General features: G+C 47.7%; 16 protein-coding genes and 1 pseudogene. 14 read left to right on the top strand and 3 right to left on the bottom strand.

The features are described from left to right. Nucleotide 1: 1 nt before the first annotated feature. The 14 genes and pseudogenes from A3OW_RS0108280 to A3OW_RS0108205 all read left to right on the top strand — a co-directional run bounded on the left by A3OW_RS0108280 (nucleotide 2) and on the right by A3OW_RS0108205 (nucleotide 15,692). Nucleotides 2-622 (top strand): hypothetical protein, encoded by a 621-nt coding sequence (locus A3OW_RS0108280; protein ID WP_020562965.1) that lies wholly within the window; start codon nucleotides 2-4, stop codon nucleotides 620-622. Nucleotides 623-745: 123 nt separating this feature from the next. Continuing rightward, a complete protein-coding gene (locus tag A3OW_RS0108275) occupies nucleotides 746-2,152 on the top strand; it encodes an MBOAT family O-acyltransferase (RefSeq protein WP_020562964.1) in 1,407 nt (468 codons plus the stop codon). Continuing rightward, nucleotides 2,124-3,200, top strand: a complete 1,077-nt coding sequence (locus A3OW_RS0108270) for a hypothetical protein (RefSeq protein WP_020562963.1) — start codon at nucleotides 2,124-2,126, stop codon at nucleotides 3,198-3,200. The genes A3OW_RS0108275 and A3OW_RS0108270 overlap by 29 nt, the downstream gene beginning before the upstream one ends. An 85-nt stretch (nucleotides 3,201-3,285) precedes the next feature. Next, nucleotides 3,286-4,626 (top strand): ATP-binding protein, encoded by a 1,341-nt coding sequence (locus A3OW_RS0108265; protein WP_020562962.1) that lies wholly within the window; start codon nucleotides 3,286-3,288, stop codon nucleotides 4,624-4,626. A 55-nt stretch (nucleotides 4,627-4,681) separates the two neighbouring features. Next, nucleotides 4,682-5,383, top strand: coding sequence for a PH domain-containing protein (locus A3OW_RS0108260; RefSeq protein ID WP_020562961.1), 702 nt, complete (start codon nucleotides 4,682-4,684; stop codon nucleotides 5,381-5,383). A gap of 3 nt (nucleotides 5,384-5,386) precedes the next feature. Next, nucleotides 5,387-7,585, top strand: a pseudogene (gene mobH, locus A3OW_RS0108250) (MobH family relaxase). Continuing rightward, nucleotides 7,575-9,395, top strand: a complete 1,821-nt coding sequence (gene traD / locus A3OW_RS0108245) for a conjugative transfer system coupling protein TraD (protein ID WP_020562958.1) — start codon at nucleotides 7,575-7,577, stop codon at nucleotides 9,393-9,395. The pseudogene mobH and the gene traD overlap by 11 nt, the downstream one beginning before the upstream one ends. Nucleotides 9,396-9,405: 10 nt before the next feature. Then, the gene (locus A3OW_RS0108240) at nucleotides 9,406-9,966 is read left to right on the top strand and encodes a hypothetical protein (RefSeq protein ID WP_020562957.1); all 561 of its coding nucleotides are present in this window, start codon (nucleotides 9,406-9,408) and stop codon (nucleotides 9,964-9,966) included. A 5-nt stretch (nucleotides 9,967-9,971) separates the two neighbouring features. After that, the gene (locus A3OW_RS0108235; protein ID WP_020562956.1) at nucleotides 9,972-10,586 is read left to right on the top strand and encodes a DUF4400 domain-containing protein; all 615 of its coding nucleotides are present in this window, start codon (nucleotides 9,972-9,974) and stop codon (nucleotides 10,584-10,586) included. 413 nt (nucleotides 10,587-10,999) lie between these two features. Continuing rightward, nucleotides 11,000-12,247 (top strand): IS256 family transposase, encoded by a 1,248-nt coding sequence (locus tag A3OW_RS0108230; RefSeq protein ID WP_026223421.1) that lies wholly within the window; start codon nucleotides 11,000-11,002, stop codon nucleotides 12,245-12,247. A 192-nt stretch (nucleotides 12,248-12,439) separates the two neighbouring features. Further along, on the top strand, nucleotides 12,440-12,934 hold the full coding sequence (locus A3OW_RS0108225; protein ID WP_033412272.1) for a low molecular weight protein-tyrosine-phosphatase: 495 nt from the start codon (nucleotides 12,440-12,442) through the stop codon (nucleotides 12,932-12,934). Between the two features lie 15 nt (nucleotides 12,935-12,949). After that, a complete protein-coding gene (locus A3OW_RS0108220) occupies nucleotides 12,950-13,669 on the top strand; it encodes a dienelactone hydrolase family protein (protein WP_020562953.1) in 720 nt (239 codons plus the stop codon). 261 nt (nucleotides 13,670-13,930) lie between these two features. Then, on the top strand, nucleotides 13,931-15,283 hold the full coding sequence (locus A3OW_RS0108210) for a L,D-transpeptidase family protein (protein WP_020562951.1): 1,353 nt from the start codon (nucleotides 13,931-13,933) through the stop codon (nucleotides 15,281-15,283). A gap of 172 nt (nucleotides 15,284-15,455) precedes the next feature. Beyond that, on the top strand, nucleotides 15,456-15,692 hold the full coding sequence (locus A3OW_RS0108205) for a TIGR02647 family protein (RefSeq protein ID WP_026223420.1): 237 nt from the start codon (nucleotides 15,456-15,458) through the stop codon (nucleotides 15,690-15,692). Nucleotides 15,693-15,733: 41 nt separating this feature from the next. On the opposite strand, the gene A3OW_RS0108200 is transcribed toward A3OW_RS0108205, so the two are convergent. From A3OW_RS0108200 to A3OW_RS0108190, 3 genes are read right to left on the bottom strand one after another with little or no spacing between them, the layout of a single operon-like run. Beyond that, nucleotides 15,734-16,282: an SRPBCC family protein gene (locus A3OW_RS0108200; protein ID WP_020562949.1), complete on the bottom strand. Its 549-nt coding sequence runs from the start codon at nucleotides 16,280-16,282 to the stop codon at nucleotides 15,734-15,736. A 21-nt stretch (nucleotides 16,283-16,303) separates the two neighbouring features. Further along, nucleotides 16,304-16,663, bottom strand: coding sequence for a DUF1428 domain-containing protein (locus A3OW_RS0108195; RefSeq protein WP_020562948.1), 360 nt, complete (start codon nucleotides 16,661-16,663; stop codon nucleotides 16,304-16,306). 53 nt (nucleotides 16,664-16,716) lie between these two features. Further along, nucleotides 16,717-17,595 carry a GyrI-like domain-containing protein gene (locus tag A3OW_RS0108190; protein ID WP_020562947.1) on the bottom strand — a complete coding sequence of 293 codons (879 nt, stop codon included), beginning with the start codon at nucleotides 17,593-17,595 and terminating at the stop codon, nucleotides 16,717-16,719. Nucleotides 17,596-17,775: the final 180 nt, after the last annotated feature.

The raw sequence follows: 17,775 nt of genomic DNA, 5'->3' as shown, positions 1-17,775 counted from the left end.
AATGAAACTGGCTTTGGTACTTATACAGGCAATACTGATTTCGGCATGCACCAACATTAACCGGGATCGTGATCTCCTGGAATATTTGTCTATCGAAGAGTGTGTCGATAAGAGAGGGAACAGCTCGGGTTTCAATAAGGATAAGAGCCATGAGCTATTGCGGAATGAATGCGAGCAATTGCAGGCGTTCGATGAAAACCATCAAAAGATAGTCAACAAAAGATTTAGAAAGAACAGAAAAGTTACCTATCCGGATAAACAAGAGTACTTCGACGAGGGTGCATGGTATTTGGTTACTGAACGCATTCGAGAAACCTACTATCCGAAATACTTGAGTCCTGAGCAAGAAGTAGAGAGAGCAAATCGTTTGAATGAACAACAGGCCCGCCTGGAAGACAAATCGGTTCAAAGGATTTATGAACCCAGATTGTTGCCAGTGAGCCCGTATTTAATGAGTTATAGAGAGCTTGAAATGGGTCTTGAAGCTGTTAGCGGCTTGATGCAAGAAAATTTGGATAATAAAAAATTGCATCGCTCGTTGAGCGCGATCAGCGTTATTTTGATCAAAGAAAGAACCCAAAAAGAAAGGTTTTTACGCGCTCGCCGACCAGATAGATTGTGAAACTCTAGGCTGTCCCAAAATAGGACAGTCGATCAACCAAAAGAGGCGTTTTTAAGCGTCCTTTTACACGGATAAGTTTTTGTGTAGTGGATAGCATGTTTGTACCGGTAATCAGGAGCAAACATGCTATTCAATTCGCCAGAATTCATCTATTTCTTCCTTCCCTTATCAATAGCAACATGGTGGACGCTCCAAAAATTGGAGCGTGAAAATGACGCGCAATTACTGGTCATTATTTGTTCCGTGTATTTCTACGGATGGTGGGATACGCGGTACGTCCCGTTATTGATTGGCAATGCCATTGGCAATTTTTTTCTTGGAATGCAAATTTCCAGAACAAAATCGAAGCCCTTATTGACCATCGGCTTGATCTATAACATTGGTTTGCTGGGATACTTCAAATACGCAGACTTCTTCATTGAAAATTGGAATGACTTGACTGGATCTGGCGCCGAACCGTTGAAGTTGGTCTTGCCGCTAGGGATTTCATTTTTCACATTTCAGGTTATCGCTTACTTAGTCGACTGTTACAAAGGCTATGTAGAAGACTTCAACCTGAGACGATTTGCCTTCTCCATCTCTTTTTACCCTCACCTTATTGCCGGGCCAATCCTTCATTACTCGGATGTCATGCCGCAACTCAAAGAGCGGATTGCATTTGATGCACGGCTGTTTTCCCAAGGCTTGTTTTTGTTTGTAATTGGGCTGTTCAAAAAAAGCGTCATTGCCGACAGGATCGCCGAAAAAGTAGACCCGTTATTTGCAACTGACACGTCATTACAGTTCTTTGAGTCGTGGACGGCATCTTTGGGATATGGATTGCAAATTTACTTCGATTTCTCCGGATACTCCGATATGGCCATAGGGATAGGCTTAATGTTCGGAATCATCCTGCCTCAAAATTTCAATTCTCCTTACCAGGCGAAAAGCATTGCCGACTTCTGGAAGCGGTGGCACATGACATTATCAAGATTTCTACGTGACTACGTGTATATCCCGCTTGGCGGAAATAGGAATGGATTTGTTAAAGGAGTCATGGCAGCGGGGTTGACAATGATCATTGGTGGTTTCTGGCACGGCGCCGCATGGACGTTTGTTTTGTGGGGACTCTTGCATGGTTTGTTCATTGGTATGCACAGAGTTTGGGAACGAACCCGATATGCGCTTCCGGAAACGGCGGCAATCGGATTAACGTTTCTGTCGGTGACAGTGGCCTGGGTTGTGTTTCGAGCCGAATCGGTTGGTCATGCTATTTCAATCTGGAAAGGGATGGTTGGCATCAGCGGTGTTGCTGTCCCAAGCATGCTGTCTGGCCTTTGTAATAGCTGCGCACAAACCAGTCTTATTTCTGGTATGGAATTCATTCAAATCGGAATTCTACTTTCGGTTTGCATTGCGTATGTGAACGCGCAAAAAGAAGTTCAATCACTGCGGCCTTCACTAAGAAATGTTGGCTATCTATCCGCTTTATTTTTAACCAGTATTTGGATGTCAGGATCACATGAAAGCTTTATCTATTGGCAGTTTTGATTCATTTTGGAAAGCCAGCTTGCTTTGTACCGGAGCTGTTGCCTGGGCGTTACCCACCTGGAATGTGGTGGTTAACCCGTACCAGATATTCAGTGACAAGCACTCGATTGGTGCTCGATACACATCGTCGACTACAAACGAACGATACTTGAAGGTCGAACATCTTGTAAGGGATGCAAGAGAAAGATCGCCTCTGGCATCTGGAAATATTGTTTCGGCAATTAACGAATCGCCAGACGAGCACCAAAAATCAAAACATGAATTACCGAACGCATTCATTGTGGGATCGTCAATCATGGGCATGATTGAGCCATCTTTATTAGAAGCGCGTTTGCCTGGGACACGCTTTTACAATCTTGCATTTCTGGCCGCAAAGCCCGATGAAATCTTGGCAACGCTGAAAGGTTTGAAGCACGAAGGCGTGGCAATCAGCAACATCGTATATGGTTTGGAGCCAATTGCTTTTACGGACATCAAGTCATATGGCCCGGCTTACCAGTTACACCCGATAGCCGATGAAAGCAGTAAGCAAAAGGTGTTGTTTAATTATTTATTCGCATCGAGTCTGTCTGACGGATTTAGCCGGCTTGTCACCGTTTTACGCGGAGAACCCTCGGTAAGGTATGACATAGAGGGAACGGGACGATATTACCTCGACCGTTACGACCGCGAAATCAAAAAAGATCACGAAGCTTTCATTCGCAAACAATTTCCGATCAATCCCAAACCTTCAATGGCAACGCCCTGGATCGAAAACCGCTTTAGTGAATTCAAGGATCTAGTTCTATGGCTCAAGCAAGAAAAAGTGGATGCAAGGTTTTATCTAAACCCGCTTCATCCCTATGTTGCAAACGCATACAGAGAAGATCGCCTAAATGAATTCAAGCAAAGGATGACCGAGTTAACTGGTCAGGCAAATCTCAGTGATTGCACTCGATTACTCATTAATGAGGACGTAAATAAACGATTTTACGACTACAAACATTTTAGAGACGTTGAGGCAGGCAAGGTGCTTGATTGCGGGTTAGGCATTATCGGCTCAAGCTAAAGAGACTGAAAAATCGCGCCTTTCACCCCGATGTAAGCACAAACGCGTTTTTAGAATAGCAACATCATTACTTGATGTTGACCAAATGAAGATAGAGCTCGGACAAGATGATTATCTCTTGTCAAAAAATCAAGCCTCCCCGGTGTTTTGCGATTTCGATTGCCTGGTGAATGCCCATATGCTGGTTATGGGAAAAACAGGCATGGGAAAAACCACGTTTTTGCGAAGAGTGATTCAACAAATGCATCACTTTTCACCCGCTCCACGAATTCATATCATGGACGTGCATGGCGATATCGATCTAAGCGGAACATCGTCCGTCAGGTTCTCGGAATCCACAGAATACGGGCTAAATCCATTTGTAGTAAGTCAGGATCGTCATTTCGGTGGCGTGAGAAAGCGTGTACAAGACTTTATTGCAACAATTAATGGATGCCGTCCCATCGGTTCAAGGCAAGAAGCTGTCATGAGGCATTTAATTACCGATCTCTATGCAGCCAACGGGTTCTATGCTGACAATTACAAATCCTGGGTTTTGCATGATGGAATTGATCGTAAATACCCAAAACGTTACCCAACCATGGATGACGCTTGCCGTTACGCATTCGTCAAACTCAAACAGCTCATTATTGGAAGTGACACACAAGCTGGAAGAGCTCTGGAAGAACTAAACAAAATCACAACGAAGCTCTACAAAATAAACAAGCAGCTTTCAGCGCCTGGCGCAAAGCCTGATGGCGATTTGCTAGAGAAAGCGATGGATCTGCGTCAAAAAGCGATCAAGTCTTATAAAGCTTACATAGAGAACCTGGAAACCGGCAAGGAACTGGAAGACTTCATCAAATATGAATCAAAAGAAGTTTTGAAATCGGTTGTTGAGCGATTCGAAAATCTCAAAGCAAGCGGGATATTCAAGAATCAGCAACCACCATTCGATCCATCAAATCCAGTTTGGCACTACGACATCACAGCACTTCGTGAAGATGAAAAGCGAATGTTTGTTGAGTTCAGGCTCCAAGAAATTTTTTCATCTGCACTCGAAAGAGGCCCGGTTCGAAGGGAGGATGAAGGTATGTTGCGGGACATCATGATCATAGATGAGGCCCATTTATTCTTCCGCGAGGATGAAAACAACATCCTGAACACCATTGCTAAAGAAGGTCGGAAGTTTGGCCTTGGCCTTATTTGCGCGAGCCAATCGCCTACACATTTTTCTGAAGACTTTTTTTCAAACGTTGCCACAAAGATCGTCTTGGGTGTCGATCAAATGTATTGGGACAACTTAGTAAGAAAAATGAAGGTGGAATCAAAATACATGCAATACATCAAGCCATTTCAAGTCATCGGTGCACAAATGAGCAACAAGGGCGAGACGCGATCGCGATTTACGATGGTCAGAGTTCCGAATTCACGAGTTCATAACTAAACCAAATTGAATGCAGCTTAATTAAATGAGAACCAAGCACTCAGGAGAACCAGTCATGTCAAAAAACAAACTGATGAATTTAAGGATGAATTCGTTTGCAAGCTTCGACGATGCGATGGACATGTGCGAATTGTTGTTACGGGAAACGGGCGACGAATACACCGTAATGCCCGATAACCATTTGGGCTTTACGGCAAATCGGATTCAATCAAGCATCAAAAAATCAAATAAAAAAGGCGAAACAGAAAACGAGTTCAAATCCTGCGAGTTCCGTCAAGCTTGGCGAGGATTTGTAACAAATTATTTGGAAATAATTCTAGGAGGCTTGCTAATCATGAACCCATACAGGGTTATGGGTTGGGTATTTTATTGCTTTGGCATCGAAACGATTCCCGAATGGCTTAATTTAAAAGGAATTGGCGATCTACTAGGATTGAGCGGTGTATTCCTCTTCCTTTATGGAATGAGGTTTATTTACAGCTACTTTGCCGAAAAACTTTACATTGACGATGATGGCATCATCCTCAAAAAGGGGATTATTGCTCAGTCCCAAGTACAAATACGATTTGGCGATATAAAAACAATTGGTGTTCAACAAGGCGTATTAGACAGATTGATGGGAATTGGCACCATTCATTTGGATTCGGCCGGCACGAATGGAACGGTAGACATAGAGTTCAGAAACACCATCGATCCCATATCGATGCGTCGGAATATTCAGAATCTCATCGACCATTACATCAAGTTTCATGGATAAATAATGATCAGAAAAATTGCTGCGATTTTTAAGAAAAAAAAGCCTGCACGTAGCAAGTTAAATCTTGAGAAATCAGATGTTGTAAATGCCCAGTCAATTAGTCTGGATGTCTTTGAGGAATATTCACAGAGATTGCCAGGCTTCCCGACTGGTATACCCGTTATTCCCACTGATTTGCTGATCGAAAAAAATAAGGAAATGATCAAGCAAATCATTTTGGCAAGAGGATTGGCTGGAGCACATAACAAGGATGAAGTAGAAAAAAAGATCATGTCCCCGATAAGGCATCTTGCTGAAATGACGCACTTGCTGCCTGCTTCCGAGAAAAATCATTTCAAGTTGTTGGGAGGATTATTTTCTTTCTGCCTGGAAGTCTCTCTGTTTTCAATCAGGTACGCAGAACGAAGAATATTGACACGAGCAACGCCTGAAATAAGAAAAGAAGAAGAATCGCTTTGGACTCACGCTGCGTTCCTGGCAGGCTTATTTAGCGAGGCAATTACCGCCATATCCAAAATATCGGTGTATGCCGAGGATAAGGGTATTGAATGGCGACCAGGTGCTGAATCACTTTATGAATGGCTTCAAAGAAATGAATTGAAACGCTATCACATTCGATGGAGCGATAAGGAAGATCGGTCAACGGTTTATATCATGGCAGGATAATCCATTCAGAAGGAACAAACGGATATTTTTGCCACTGGTGAAAAGGCAATTTACAAAACGCTCTACGCAGCATTACAAGATCAAAAAGACCATGGCAACCCACTGGCTAACATCGTTGACACAGTGAGATACAAAATCATGGAGAGAGACGAATGGAGTTATGCGGATCGCTATGGCAAACCATTGGCGGGCATGCATCTGGAACCCTGGTTGATCGATGCCATGCGGCATTTGGTTCAGAAAAAACGTTGGGTACCCAATGATGAGAATGGCCGTATTTGGCACGGTCAGGACGGGGTGTTTCTGGTGTGGCCATTGGCAGCAAACGATATGCAAGTTCAATTAAAGTCTGCTGAATGCCCATTTATTCCGAGTACGCAAGAGATATTGGCCGATATCCTCCTTGATGCCGAAATTATTGAGAAGAATAGACTTGGTGGATATTTGTTTGATATTGGTGTCCCTGTAGCCGAGAGCAAAGAAAAGAAGCATCTAGAAGCGCTTAAATTAGCCCGGTATGAAATTCTGTTTGTAAAAACTCAACATAAACCGATCGATGGAAATCTTCGGATCAAAGTTGATGACAACGAAGATTCGGAAGATCGAATTGAATTACATGACCAATCAAATATTAATAGTGAAGCTCATGAACATACATCGAAGGATCAATTCGACGAAATTCATTCGGAAAAAATCGAGGATACACAAGAGAAAAAAACAGATCACAACCAAGAAGGGACCGATGAAAATGACGAGCCCCAAAATACCGATATTAATGCAGATGGTGGTATGCAGACTGTCTTGCCAACTTATGATGAATTAATCGATACGAGCATTTTTTTTCAAAAACCTGAAATAACTCAAACAAAAAACAAAACCAAGAGGAATTCAAATAATAAAAGAAATAATGAATTTAGTTCTGATAACACAAGCCATACAGATACCTTGGCAATAAACAATTATGACGATGATTATGCGGCCGACTATCTACCCGCAAAAGAATTCGAATATGGTGAACTTACTTTTGAGAGTGACAAGAAGGCAGAAATACCCGAAAAGAATCAAGTAACGATTCAGGACGCCAATGAGAAAATCACTACGGACGATAACGGCACTGAAGATCTCTTAGGTTCTTTAATTGGTTCATCAAAAAATGAGCCTAAAAAAATCAAGTCAAATCATAAAGAACAAGAAGCAGGAAAAACAAATTCACCCGAGTTAGATAGCTTGTTGGGTAAAAAGGCAAAAGAGAAAGAGAACGCAAAAAGCGATGATGGATCAGGAAGAGCATGTTTAATTTTAAATAGACTAAAAAAACTACCCGTTGAATATCTTGAGTCACAACCAGGCGGGATAACAAAAATTAAATCAATCGGATTGAAAGATACAAAAATGGACCTGAAAGACTGCATATCTGTACTGAAAGCAGCTGGTTTACTTGAAATGATCGATGGTTATGAAACGGGCCTTGATAGCTCAGGAAAACCTCAATCGCGTTATTTTCTGGTAAAGGCGGACTTAGTGAATGGCAAATAACTACGATCCTTATATACGCAAACCCTACGAATTGTATATCGCCGCTGCTTGGTTTGTGGCTACCGCAACGTCATTTGCCGGATACATTGTATTGCCTGGTGGAAACTCAATGATGATTCCTTGGTTGTGTTTTGGATTCATGGCTCTCCAGTCTGCTATCAAGGGTCTTGATTTAGTTGGGCGTGGAAAAGTTGGCGAAATGCTGACGTTTATGGATGTCGAAAAACTCCTGGAAATGGGCAAGCCAGAAAAAATGTGGTTTGGCTGGGGATTCGACTGGATGCCTATTCATACTCAACGGGCAGTCGATTATATGTTGTCGGGCGCCAAAATAAACCATGACCAAGAGAGTCCTGGGAGCCCCTGGATTCATGGTTTGAACTTAGGAAAAGAAAAAGACGTTTTGATTCCGCTTAAATCGCTTGAAGGTCACACCATCATGTTTGGCACCACGGGTGCCGGAAAAACGAGGGCTTACGAAGTAATGGTTACCCAAGCCATTCACCGGGGCGATACAGTCATTATGATCGATCCAAAGGGCGACAAAGAATTGCGTGATCGCATGGAACTCGAATGCTCAAGGGCAGGACGAGATGATTCATTCTTGTTTTTTCATCCGGCATTCCCTAAATCTTCAGTCCGTTTGGATCCAATGCGGAACTTCACTCGTACAACTGAAATTGCGTCCAGGATAGCCGCATTACTCCCATCACAGACCGGTGGATCAGATGCGTTTACCGCATTTGCTTTCAGGGCGCTAAATCTGGTCGCACAAGGTCTTCTTGAAACGGGTAAACGTCCCTCAATCAAACAATTGCGGTATTACATAGAAGGCGGGGCGGAATCATTATTGGTACACGCCATCGAGGCACATGCGGACCGCGTTGAGCCTAACTGGAAAGAGGGTAGCGCGGAACCCTTCTTTACCAAGGCCAAGGCTGGCAAAGCGAAAAAAATGGAGACAATTACAAATCCAGATTGGCTGGCAACGATTGAATGGTATCGCGCGACGATGAGCAACGGTCCTAAGGGTTCTGAAGGGATCGATGGATTGTTGTCACTTGTCGAACACAACCGGCTTCATTTTTCGAAGATGATCGCCTCTCTTATCCCAGTGCTAAATATGTTGACATCTGGAGACCTGGGTGAACTTTTATCGCCAAACGAAGATGACACCCGCGATTCCCGACAGATATTTGATACATCAACGATCATTTCCGGTAAGCATGTCTTATACGTAGGGCTAGATTCCTTATCCGATTCCATTGTTTCTTCAGCAATTGGCTCGATAGTGCTGGCTGACTTCGCATCCGTGGCCGGGATGATCTACAACAGCGGGAAAAAGCCAGGCAGAATCTCCATGTTTGTCGATGAGGCGGCCGAAGTCGTCAATTTGCCGTTTATCCAAATACTTAATAAAGGCCGCGGCGCCGGTTTTCAGGTTGTCATGGCGACACAAACGTTACCCGATATTGTGGCCAGACTGGGAGACGAGGCAAGAGCCAGACAGGTCGTCGGCAACTGCAATAATCTTATCACGCTCCGGATCAAGGACGGCGACACCCAACAATTTGTTGTGGAAACATTTGGACAAACCTATATCAAAACCGTGCAACAAAATATGTCAAGCGCGGTAAATTCTTCCGAAAACATCATCAATTATTCTGGGAATAGTGGGCAATCATTGAGCTTCGGTGAGCATGATTTATTCCCGCAACATCTTCTCGGGCACCTGCCCAATTTTCATTACATTGCATCAATCGCCGGCGGCAGGGTCATTAAGGGACGACTGCCCATCATTACCCATTAGGATTAAAAACATGCATGATCAGTCAGCCGAAATAATTTTTTTGAAAAAACCTTTGCCACATCCGCTTGAATCAGCTTCGATTGAAATGAAAAAGGCCTGCAGGGCAACGAAACGCTATCCCAGCTCTCAGGAGTTATTTACGAGATGGCCTAATCTTCGGGAAGCTTCGCTGCGATTAACCTCATTGTTGACACTGTATTGGCCAGACCATAGGAAAGACGGTGAAAGTTTATTGGTTAATTGTCTCAACGCTGGCTTTGCGGAGGCTGAAAAATCTATCTCAAGAGATAACAACGATCTGACTGAACAAAAAGCATTTATCACGCGAGTTTCGGCCGAATTGGTTCAGTGCCTTGGTTTGACGCTCATGATCAAACGTAGTGGCCTGTGGACAATATACGATCCAAGCATTGAGGGTTACTTGGATGAAATCGTGAAATCGACAACCAGCGAAGAATTGACATGGGTCAAGGAGCCACACAGCGCCTTTTCCAGCGCCCAAAGCGAATTACTATGCGCTTCAAGGGTGTTTACCATGAATGAGTTAAAGTTAGCTGGATTACTGGAATAACGTGGATGGGAAAACATTTCCTCATATGGCTGATGATTATGTTTTTTACACCGCTGTTACTCCCAGCGCTATTGAATCCCAAGACAATTTCAAACTATATAAAAGCCGATTACAATTCAGCAATCAGCATTTTGGGAGAAAGAGAAGAAATCAATAAAGAAATAATTGATTTATACAAAAAAAATCTTACCTCGGTTTCAACTTTCGCCAATAACTTCAGGGATCGACATGACGATTCGGATAAATACCGAAATAGTGGCGATCATATCGGAGAGGCGATCGCCGATATTCCTGGGGATTGGGCTGCTTCAGTTAAACTGCAAGCCTACAGCTTTGCCTTAAGAATGGTCATTTTATCAAAGTGGGGAAGCTGGTTAGTGATCCCTATAGTTATGGGTTTCTTTGCTGGAGTTTTTGAAAGACGGCTGAAATCGGAGACTTTTACATCTCCTGTGCCCCCTATTTACAACACATCGGCACACATGCTTTTAGCATTAAGTTGCATGCTGGTTTTATGGTTGATTTGTCCTATCCCAATACCGTTACCCATTATTCCGACTATTGCTGTTCTGATCAGCGTTTTTATTAGTTTGGCAATCGCGCACTATCCGAATTACTGATCAAAAAAGCAATATTCTGAGGTAAACGCTGATTGGGGTTGACGAATTTATACCTGTTCAGGCTGCCATTGCTAGAGGGCTTAGGCCGAAATCCGCGCGCCGATGGCGGCAGGCGGATCTAGATAGTCGGCAGAAATTGCTGAGTTGATGGGCTATTTTTGAAAAACTACTTCCTGGTAGTGATGTAGTGCACGGGGTTTGAATAGTTCATTGACTCCTTAGCTGAAGATGTGAGTTGAAGTATTCATTTTTATGCAATGGCATTGAGGCTCACGAAATCATCTGTAATTGGGCACTCAGCGAAGGTTTTCCGAGTTATAACTAAATCTGGTGTTTGGTAGTTGAAGAGAAGCGGCGTATCTGGTTGATTACTTGTGACCAAACAAAACAATCAAGCCAAAGGATACGCCACGATGAAGAAGAGTAATGTAATCGATCTGTCGAGTCGAGAAGAGAACGCCGATCCGTTGACCGATCTGATCCGGCAAGGGGCTCGCAAGCTGATCGAGCAAGCCATCGAAGCGGAATTAGCCGTTTTCATGGAAGCCCTGAGCGAACGGCGGTTGCCCGAGGGCCGAGCAGCGGTCGTCCGCAATGGATACCAGCCGGAGCGGGAGATTCAGACCGGCATCGGGCCGGTGTCAGTAAAGGTTCCGAAAGTCCGGGCGAAAGACGGCCAAAGCGCCACGTTCCGTTCTGCGTTGGTGCCGCCGTATGTGCGCAAAACCCGTTCCTTATCGGCAGCCTTGCCCTGGCTGTACCTGAAAGGCATTTCTACCGGTGAAATGGAAGTGGCGCTGGAAGTCCTGGTTGGTCCGGAAGCCAAGGGTTTGTCGGCCAGCACCGTGGCGCGGTTAAAACGCGAGTGGGCGGCGGAATATGCGGATTGGCGAAAGATCCGCCTGGACCGCGATCAGTGGGTCTACCTCTGGGCCGACGGCATCTACAGCGGCTTGCGCGCGGAAGATGCCAAGCTGTGTGCCTTGGTGATTATTGGCGTTAATGAGCGTGGCGAGAAACGCTTTCTAGCCATTGAAGACGGGGTACGCGAATCGACGCAGAGTTGGCGGGAGGTGCTGTTGGCCTTGAAAGCGCGCGGTTTGAACAGTCCCAAACTCGCAGTCGGCGACGGGGCGATGGGTTTCTGGGCTGCGCTGGATGAGGTCTACAGCGACACCCGGCAACAACGCTGCTGGGTCCATAAAATGAACAACGTCCTGAACCGCGTCCCGCAATCAGTACAGCCCAAGATGAAACAGTCGCTGTACGACATTTGGCAGGCTGACACCAAGAAGAACGCTGAGTGCGCGTTCGACCAGTTCGCCACGCTGTATGACGCCAAATATCCCAAGGCGGTTGAGTGTTTGTCACGAGATCGCGACGAACTCCTGGCGTTCTACGATTTTCCGGCTCAGCATTGGCAAAGTATTCGCACCACCAATCCGATCGAATCGACCTTCGCCACGATTCGACATCGGACGCAGCGGGCTAAAGGTTGTCTCTCGCGGGACGGGATGTTGCACATGCTGTTTAAGCTAGGGCAATCGGCCGAGAAAACCTGGCGACGCCAACGAGGGTTCGATTATCTCGCCAAAGTGATTACTGGCGTCCCATTCAAGGACGGCATTGAAGTAGTCACTACTGACCGGATCGCCGCTTGATCAACAACTGAACACCAGATTTGACAATAGCTCGAAGGTTTTTGGGTCTGGATTTAACATACCTTATAATGCCATGTGAAATATAAATCCTTCCCCAAAATAATTGCATAACTTATTGTTTTAATTAGATCGCAATTGGCTGTTTACGCGTGTATTTTTGGGGGTGTTAATTGATATATGTTATTGTTTATTATGAATAAAATTAAAGTTCTCTTTGTCTGCATGGGCAATATTTGCCGTTCGCCCACCGCGGAGGGGGTGTTTACTCAACTGGTCCACAAGCGAAATTTAACCCATCTGTTCGAGATCGATTCGGCCGGAACCCACGATTATCATATCGGCAAGGCGCCCGATGCGCGCTCCCAGAAAGCGGCGAAAGAGCGGGGCATCGAGTTGTCTCATCTGCGCGCACGTCAGGTCGAGCCGGAAGACTTCGAAAATTTCGACTACGTGCTGGCGATGGACAAGGACAATTATTCGATACTGATCCATTCCTGCCCCGAACCTTATCAGGATAAAATCAAATTTTTTCTCGAATATGCGCCGCATCTGGGCATACGAGAGGTGCCTGATCCTTACTTCGGCGGCGCCCACGGTTTCGAGCGGGTGCTGGACATGGTGGAAGAGGCTTCCCAGGGCTTTCTGACCGCGCTGCAGAAAGCGGGAAAAATCAAATCAACTGCATAATACGGAGGCTCATCGATGACGATCCTGTCGAACACCGTATCCTACATGGACGGCGACGTCGTGCTGGAAGCGTTTTTTGCCTATGACGATGCCGTTTCCGGGCGGCGTCCTGCCGTGCTGATCAATCACGCCTGGGGTGGGCGAGACGATTTTGTCGCAGACAAGGCCAAAAAACTGGCCGAACTGGGCTATCTGGGTTTTGCGCTCGACATGTACGGGAAGGGCGTCCGCGGTTCCGGGCCCGAAGAGAACGCCAAGCTCATGCAGCCTTTCATGGAGGACCGCCGATTGCTGCTGCGGCGGATGGAGGCGGCCCTGGCCGCGGTCAAGATGATGCCCTGGGTGGACGACGGACGGATCGCCGCCATCGGTTTTTGTTTCGGCGGCTTGTGCGTGCTGGATCTGGCCCGATCGGGCGCGGACGTCAAGGGCGTCGTCAGCTTTCACGGCTTGCTGGGCGCTCCGGAGCATACCCAAAACCATCGAATCAAAGCCAAAGTCCTGGCTTTGCACGGCCATGACGATCCCATGGTGTCGGTCGAACAAGTGATTGCTTTTGAGCAGGAAATGACCCGGGCCGGAGCGGACTGGCAACTGCATGCCTACGGCAATACGATGCATGCTTTCACCAATCCCTTGGCCAACGATCCGGGTTTCGGCACCGTCTATCAAAAGGAGGCCGACCGCCGTTCATGGCAGTCCATGAAGAATTTTCTCGAAGAGATTTTTGGCTAGATTTTGCGGCGGCCGGCTTCTAAGAATTCGGCCAAAAGCTGCTTCCCGAAATCGAATCCTCGTCGGGAGCCGCTTCCATACAGGATCAACCCTATCGAGGAGTTAATTTTTACAAAATCCTGATTTCCCGATGGGCTCATTCTGCGCTTTTTCCTTCAGGAAATGGAGTTTTTTAATCTATCCTTAATCCGTTCGTCTTTATAATGCGGGTCTCCCGTGCTCCCGGCAACTCCAGCTCCTCAAGAGATAGTTCGTAGCGTTATGGTCAACACCGATAAGTCACCGATCCCCCGTCTTTTATTATTCAGTATTATCTCGCTCAGCAGTCTTTTGGCAGGTTGTCAGGCGTTCAACGGTTTGTTCGGCGATGAACCGCAACCGGTCGCCGTGATGCCGGAAGTCAAACCGACGGTAGAAACCATCGCCAGCCATGAATTCCGGTTGGCGGACGGCCAGGACATGGTCGGGCAACTGGCCGTCGTCGATACCCGGGAAAACGATACCCTGTCCGATATTGCCCGGCACTACGGTCTGGGCTTCAACGACGTCAGCATCGCCAACGCCGCGATTCCGCCCTGGACGCCGGCCACCGGCAGCCGCGTGCTGTTGCCGTTGCAGTTTGTTCTGCCCGATGCGCCGCGCAAGGGCATCGTGCTCAATCTGGCCAACATGCGCCTTTTTTATTATCCGAAAAACGAGCCGGGCAAACTCTATACGTATCCGGTCGGCATCGGCCGCCAGGGCTGGAATACGCCGATGGGGCTGACCCGCATTGCCGAAAAGACGGCGAATCCGAATTGGCATGTGCCGCCTTCCATCCACCGGGAACACGCGCTGAAAGGCGACAAGCTGCCGAGCGTGGTGCGTTCGGGGCCCGATAATCCGTTGGGACTGTATGCGATGCGCCTGGCCATTCCCGGTTATCTGATCCACGGCACTAATAAACCCTACGGCATCGGGATGCAGATCAGCCACGGCTGCGTGCAGCTTTATCCAGAAGACATCGAAGTGCTGTTCAAGAAGACCTCGGTCGGCCTGCCGGTGCGGATCGTCCATCAACCCTACCTGGTGGCCTGGGACGGCGGCATGCTTTATCTGGAAGCCCACGAGCCCTTGCCGAAATGGGTCCGCAGCAAAAAACAGTTGCAAAAACAGTTATTGAAACAACTGCGCAAAATCGGCGATAAAAAAGGCGTTGCCATCGACTGGAAAAAAGTCGACGCCATCCTGACGCGCGCAGACGGCGTGCCCACGCCGGTCCTGGAACAGAGCCCCGACATTGCCGAGCTTTCGCAAAACGCCCTGCAACTGGCGCATCCCGGCCGACTGTACCAACAGCCTCTGGTCGAAGAACTCAAGGAGAGCGACTGGGCAATGCGCGTGGCCAGTTTCGATAATGAAGTGGAGGCTCAGCAGTTGGTCGCCATGCTCAATCACCAGGGGCCTCCGATTCCCGCCCGCAAGGTTCAGAAAAACGATACCTATGAAGTGATTGCCGGTCCTTATAAAAACCGGAACGAAGTCAAAAAGGCGGCCAAACGCCTGCGCATCGATTTTGAACTGGACGCCGAGCTGCTGGAGCCGGCCAGCCTGGTTTCGGTTAACAAGACCTGATTATTTTCTCTCCGATCCATCCCGGCCACAGGCTATTCTGTAACCGTCTTCGTCCGATCTTTCCGCCGCTTTTCGGCTCTTGCCGGCGGGCGGCGGAAAAACGTTTAAAAAAATTATTCCTTCCGTGCAAATAGCTTTATGCTATGTCGCCAATCAACGAAGAGGATTTATCATGCCCTATACCCAAGATCTTGTCGACGAGCTGAACGTGCTGGTGCGCTACAATCTCACCACCACTCAGGAAGGCATCAAGGTTCATAAAACAGCCGAGCCGAGCGTTATCGAAGCCACCCGGCGGCTTTATCACAAAGGTTTGCTGACCCAGGAAGACGGCGGCTACCTGACCCATCTCGGACGCGAAGCGGCCGAACAGGCCCAGGCCGTTCTGAGCATACTCAAGCCGGCCTGAGTGATAAGGATCGACAGGGCGTGACCACCCTGTCTTCGAAGTTATCCGTGGCCGCCTTGTTTCTCCATGATGATTTTCAGATCGTTCAGTCCGTTGTCGAAATCCTTGCCGATCATCCGGTCCATGTCGAGAAACACGCTGGCGATCTTGCCGAAAAAATTGTTTTTTCCCGACATCGACCAGGTGACTTGCGTGTCATGACCGTTAGGTTTCAAGGTAAATTCGACCTGGTTTCTGGCCGCAAAGGGTTCGATCATGTCGAGTTGCAGGGCAATTCTTGAGGAAGGGGTGGAATCGGTGATCGTGACCTTGCCTTTGCCGACTTCCTTGTTGCCTTCGAATTCGTAGACCGCGCCGGCTCCGCTTGCGGCTCCGCTGTAGCGGCCTTTCATCGCCGGATATTTTTTCAGATACGGCGACCACGCTTCCCATCGGCGCAGATCGTTGATATGAGGAAATATGGCTTCAGGCGCGGCATTGATCGCTTTCGTGCGCCGAACGACAAATTCATCCGGTTTCCTTAACGCCAAAACCGATACAGCCAAAATCGCGGTGATGATCACCGCAGCGGCCCCAATCAGATAGTTCATAGGCTATTCTCCGTTATTGGATTAAAGTTCGACCAGGGTTTTAAATCCGCCGTAAGCCATTCGGCTACAGTCGAACGGAGGATGGTCGGGATCGCAAAGGCTCTGGAGCCTGGGGTCCGCCATGACCCTGGCATTGACTTCATCCCGATGCTCGCGGGATTGAAAAACAATGTAGGAAAATACCACCGTTTCGCCTTCGCCGGTTTTAATCACGTCCGGAAAAGCGGCCATTCCTTGGGTCGCCACGTCGTCCGCGATACACTCGCGAAAAGCCAGGGCGCCGTGTTCGATCCATAGTTTTCCCGCGGCCTCGGCCAGTTGCCGGTATTGTTCGACGTTGGCGATGGGCAAAGGCAGTAAAAAGCCGTCCACATAAGGCATAATCGGTTCTCCTTCGAGTTAAATGCAGAGTTAAAGAGTGCTTGGTTTGAGGTTTATTCGAGAGGCAGGCAAATCTCGATCCCGCCCGTCCCGGTAGCCGGATTGAAGGTTTCCGTATAACGTACGAAACTGGGCGAATCGGCAATCCTGAGGCCGCAGTCCGGCGCCCATTTCATCCAGATGGTGTCCATCGTCTGCGGCATCAGGCTCACGTGCCCGGCATGGGTAAACACGGCATAGCGGCCCTGCGGAATCCGAACCCGAGAAAATTCGGCCGGCAATGGACCGGTATCATTATCGACCTCTACGCCGGTCAGATAATCGAAACTGCAGTCCTCGCCGGTGCATCGGCACACGCCGTAAGCCAGTCTGTCTTTTTGCCCGGCAATATTGCCCAGAAACGGCAAAAAGCGCCGCCATTGCATCGGGATGTTGCTGCGGGTTTCCAGTGTGTACCGTTCGTTGAGGCCGGCAATGACTTTTTCGTCGTAATGTGCAAAGCGGACGGCGCCGAGCCCCAGCGCTTTCGCCCGGACGCCGGCTTCCTGCTCGCGCAACGCCGGCGTGAATTCCTCTCCGAAATCGTCGGCTTCGAACAAAGGGCGTATTTCGACATCGGAGTCTTCGGGCATCGGATTCGGGCAGCGCTTGACCCAGTCAATGGCTTCCTCCATCGACTTGACCTGCCATAACCAATAACCCGCCATCAATTCCTTGGTTTCGATGAAAGGGCCGTCGCTGACCGTTCGGCCGTTTCCGGAAAAGCGCACCCGGACCCCTTTCGAGCTGGGCTGGAGTCCTTCGCCCGCCAGTAAGATGCCGGCATTGGCCAGCTCTTCGTTGAATTGGCCCATTGCGGTCAGTAATTCTTCGCTCGGCATTTCTCCGGCTTCGGAACTTTTGCTCGCTTTGACCATCACCATGACTTTCATAGATTCTCCTTATAGGATCAGTAACTGTTAATTAAGTATCGCGGCCTTTATCGGGTAGCGCCCGAATCTCCCTTTTCATTGTCCATAAGAGCTTCTTAAATGCTGGGGTTAAAAAATATCGCGGCTTTTTTTCAAGGCCACTGCGTCTATAAATGAGAAATAACGGCGGTTCGGGAAATC

This window comes from Methylosarcina fibrata AML-C10 (genome assembly GCF_000372865.1).
GTDB classification, from domain to species: Bacteria; Pseudomonadota; Gammaproteobacteria; order Methylococcales; family Methylomonadaceae; genus Methylosarcina; species Methylosarcina fibrata.
The sequence above is the reverse complement of the archived record's forward strand: the minus strand, read 5'-3'. Positions and strand labels throughout refer to the sequence as shown.

Bases quoted from the DNA above. Each gene is read 5' to 3' on its own strand.
- A3OW_RS0108280 (WP_020562965.1), top strand. From the start codon at position 2: ATGAAACTGGCTTTGGTACTTATACAGGCAATACTGATTTCGGCATGC.
- A3OW_RS0108275 (WP_020562964.1), top strand. From the start codon at position 746: ATGCTATTCAATTCGCCAGAATTCATCTATTTCTTCCTTCCCTTATCA.
- A3OW_RS0108270 (WP_020562963.1), top strand. From the start codon at position 2,124: ATGAAAGCTTTATCTATTGGCAGTTTTGATTCATTTTGGAAAGCCAGC.
- A3OW_RS0108265 (WP_020562962.1), top strand. From the start codon at position 3,286: ATGAAGATAGAGCTCGGACAAGATGATTATCTCTTGTCAAAAAATCAA.
- A3OW_RS0108260 (WP_020562961.1), top strand. From the start codon at position 4,682: ATGTCAAAAAACAAACTGATGAATTTAAGGATGAATTCGTTTGCAAGC.
- traD (WP_020562958.1), top strand. From the start codon at position 7,575: ATGGCAAATAACTACGATCCTTATATACGCAAACCCTACGAATTGTAT.
- A3OW_RS0108240 (WP_020562957.1), top strand. From the start codon at position 9,406: ATGCATGATCAGTCAGCCGAAATAATTTTTTTGAAAAAACCTTTGCCA.
- A3OW_RS0108235 (WP_020562956.1), top strand. From the start codon at position 9,972: ATGGGAAAACATTTCCTCATATGGCTGATGATTATGTTTTTTACACCG.
- A3OW_RS0108230 (WP_026223421.1), top strand. From the start codon at position 11,000: ATGAAGAAGAGTAATGTAATCGATCTGTCGAGTCGAGAAGAGAACGCC.
- A3OW_RS0108225 (WP_033412272.1), top strand. From the start codon at position 12,440: ATGAATAAAATTAAAGTTCTCTTTGTCTGCATGGGCAATATTTGCCGT.
- A3OW_RS0108220 (WP_020562953.1), top strand. From the start codon at position 12,950: ATGACGATCCTGTCGAACACCGTATCCTACATGGACGGCGACGTCGTG.
- A3OW_RS0108210 (WP_020562951.1), top strand. From the start codon at position 13,931: ATGGTCAACACCGATAAGTCACCGATCCCCCGTCTTTTATTATTCAGT.
- A3OW_RS0108205 (WP_026223420.1), top strand. From the start codon at position 15,456: ATGCCCTATACCCAAGATCTTGTCGACGAGCTGAACGTGCTGGTGCGC.
- A3OW_RS0108200 (WP_020562949.1), bottom strand. From the start codon at position 16,282: ATGAACTATCTGATTGGGGCCGCTGCGGTGATCATCACCGCGATTTTG.
- A3OW_RS0108195 (WP_020562948.1), bottom strand. From the start codon at position 16,663: ATGCCTTATGTGGACGGCTTTTTACTGCCTTTGCCCATCGCCAACGTC.
- A3OW_RS0108190 (WP_020562947.1), bottom strand. From the start codon at position 17,595: ATGAAAGTCATGGTGATGGTCAAAGCGAGCAAAAGTTCCGAAGCCGGA.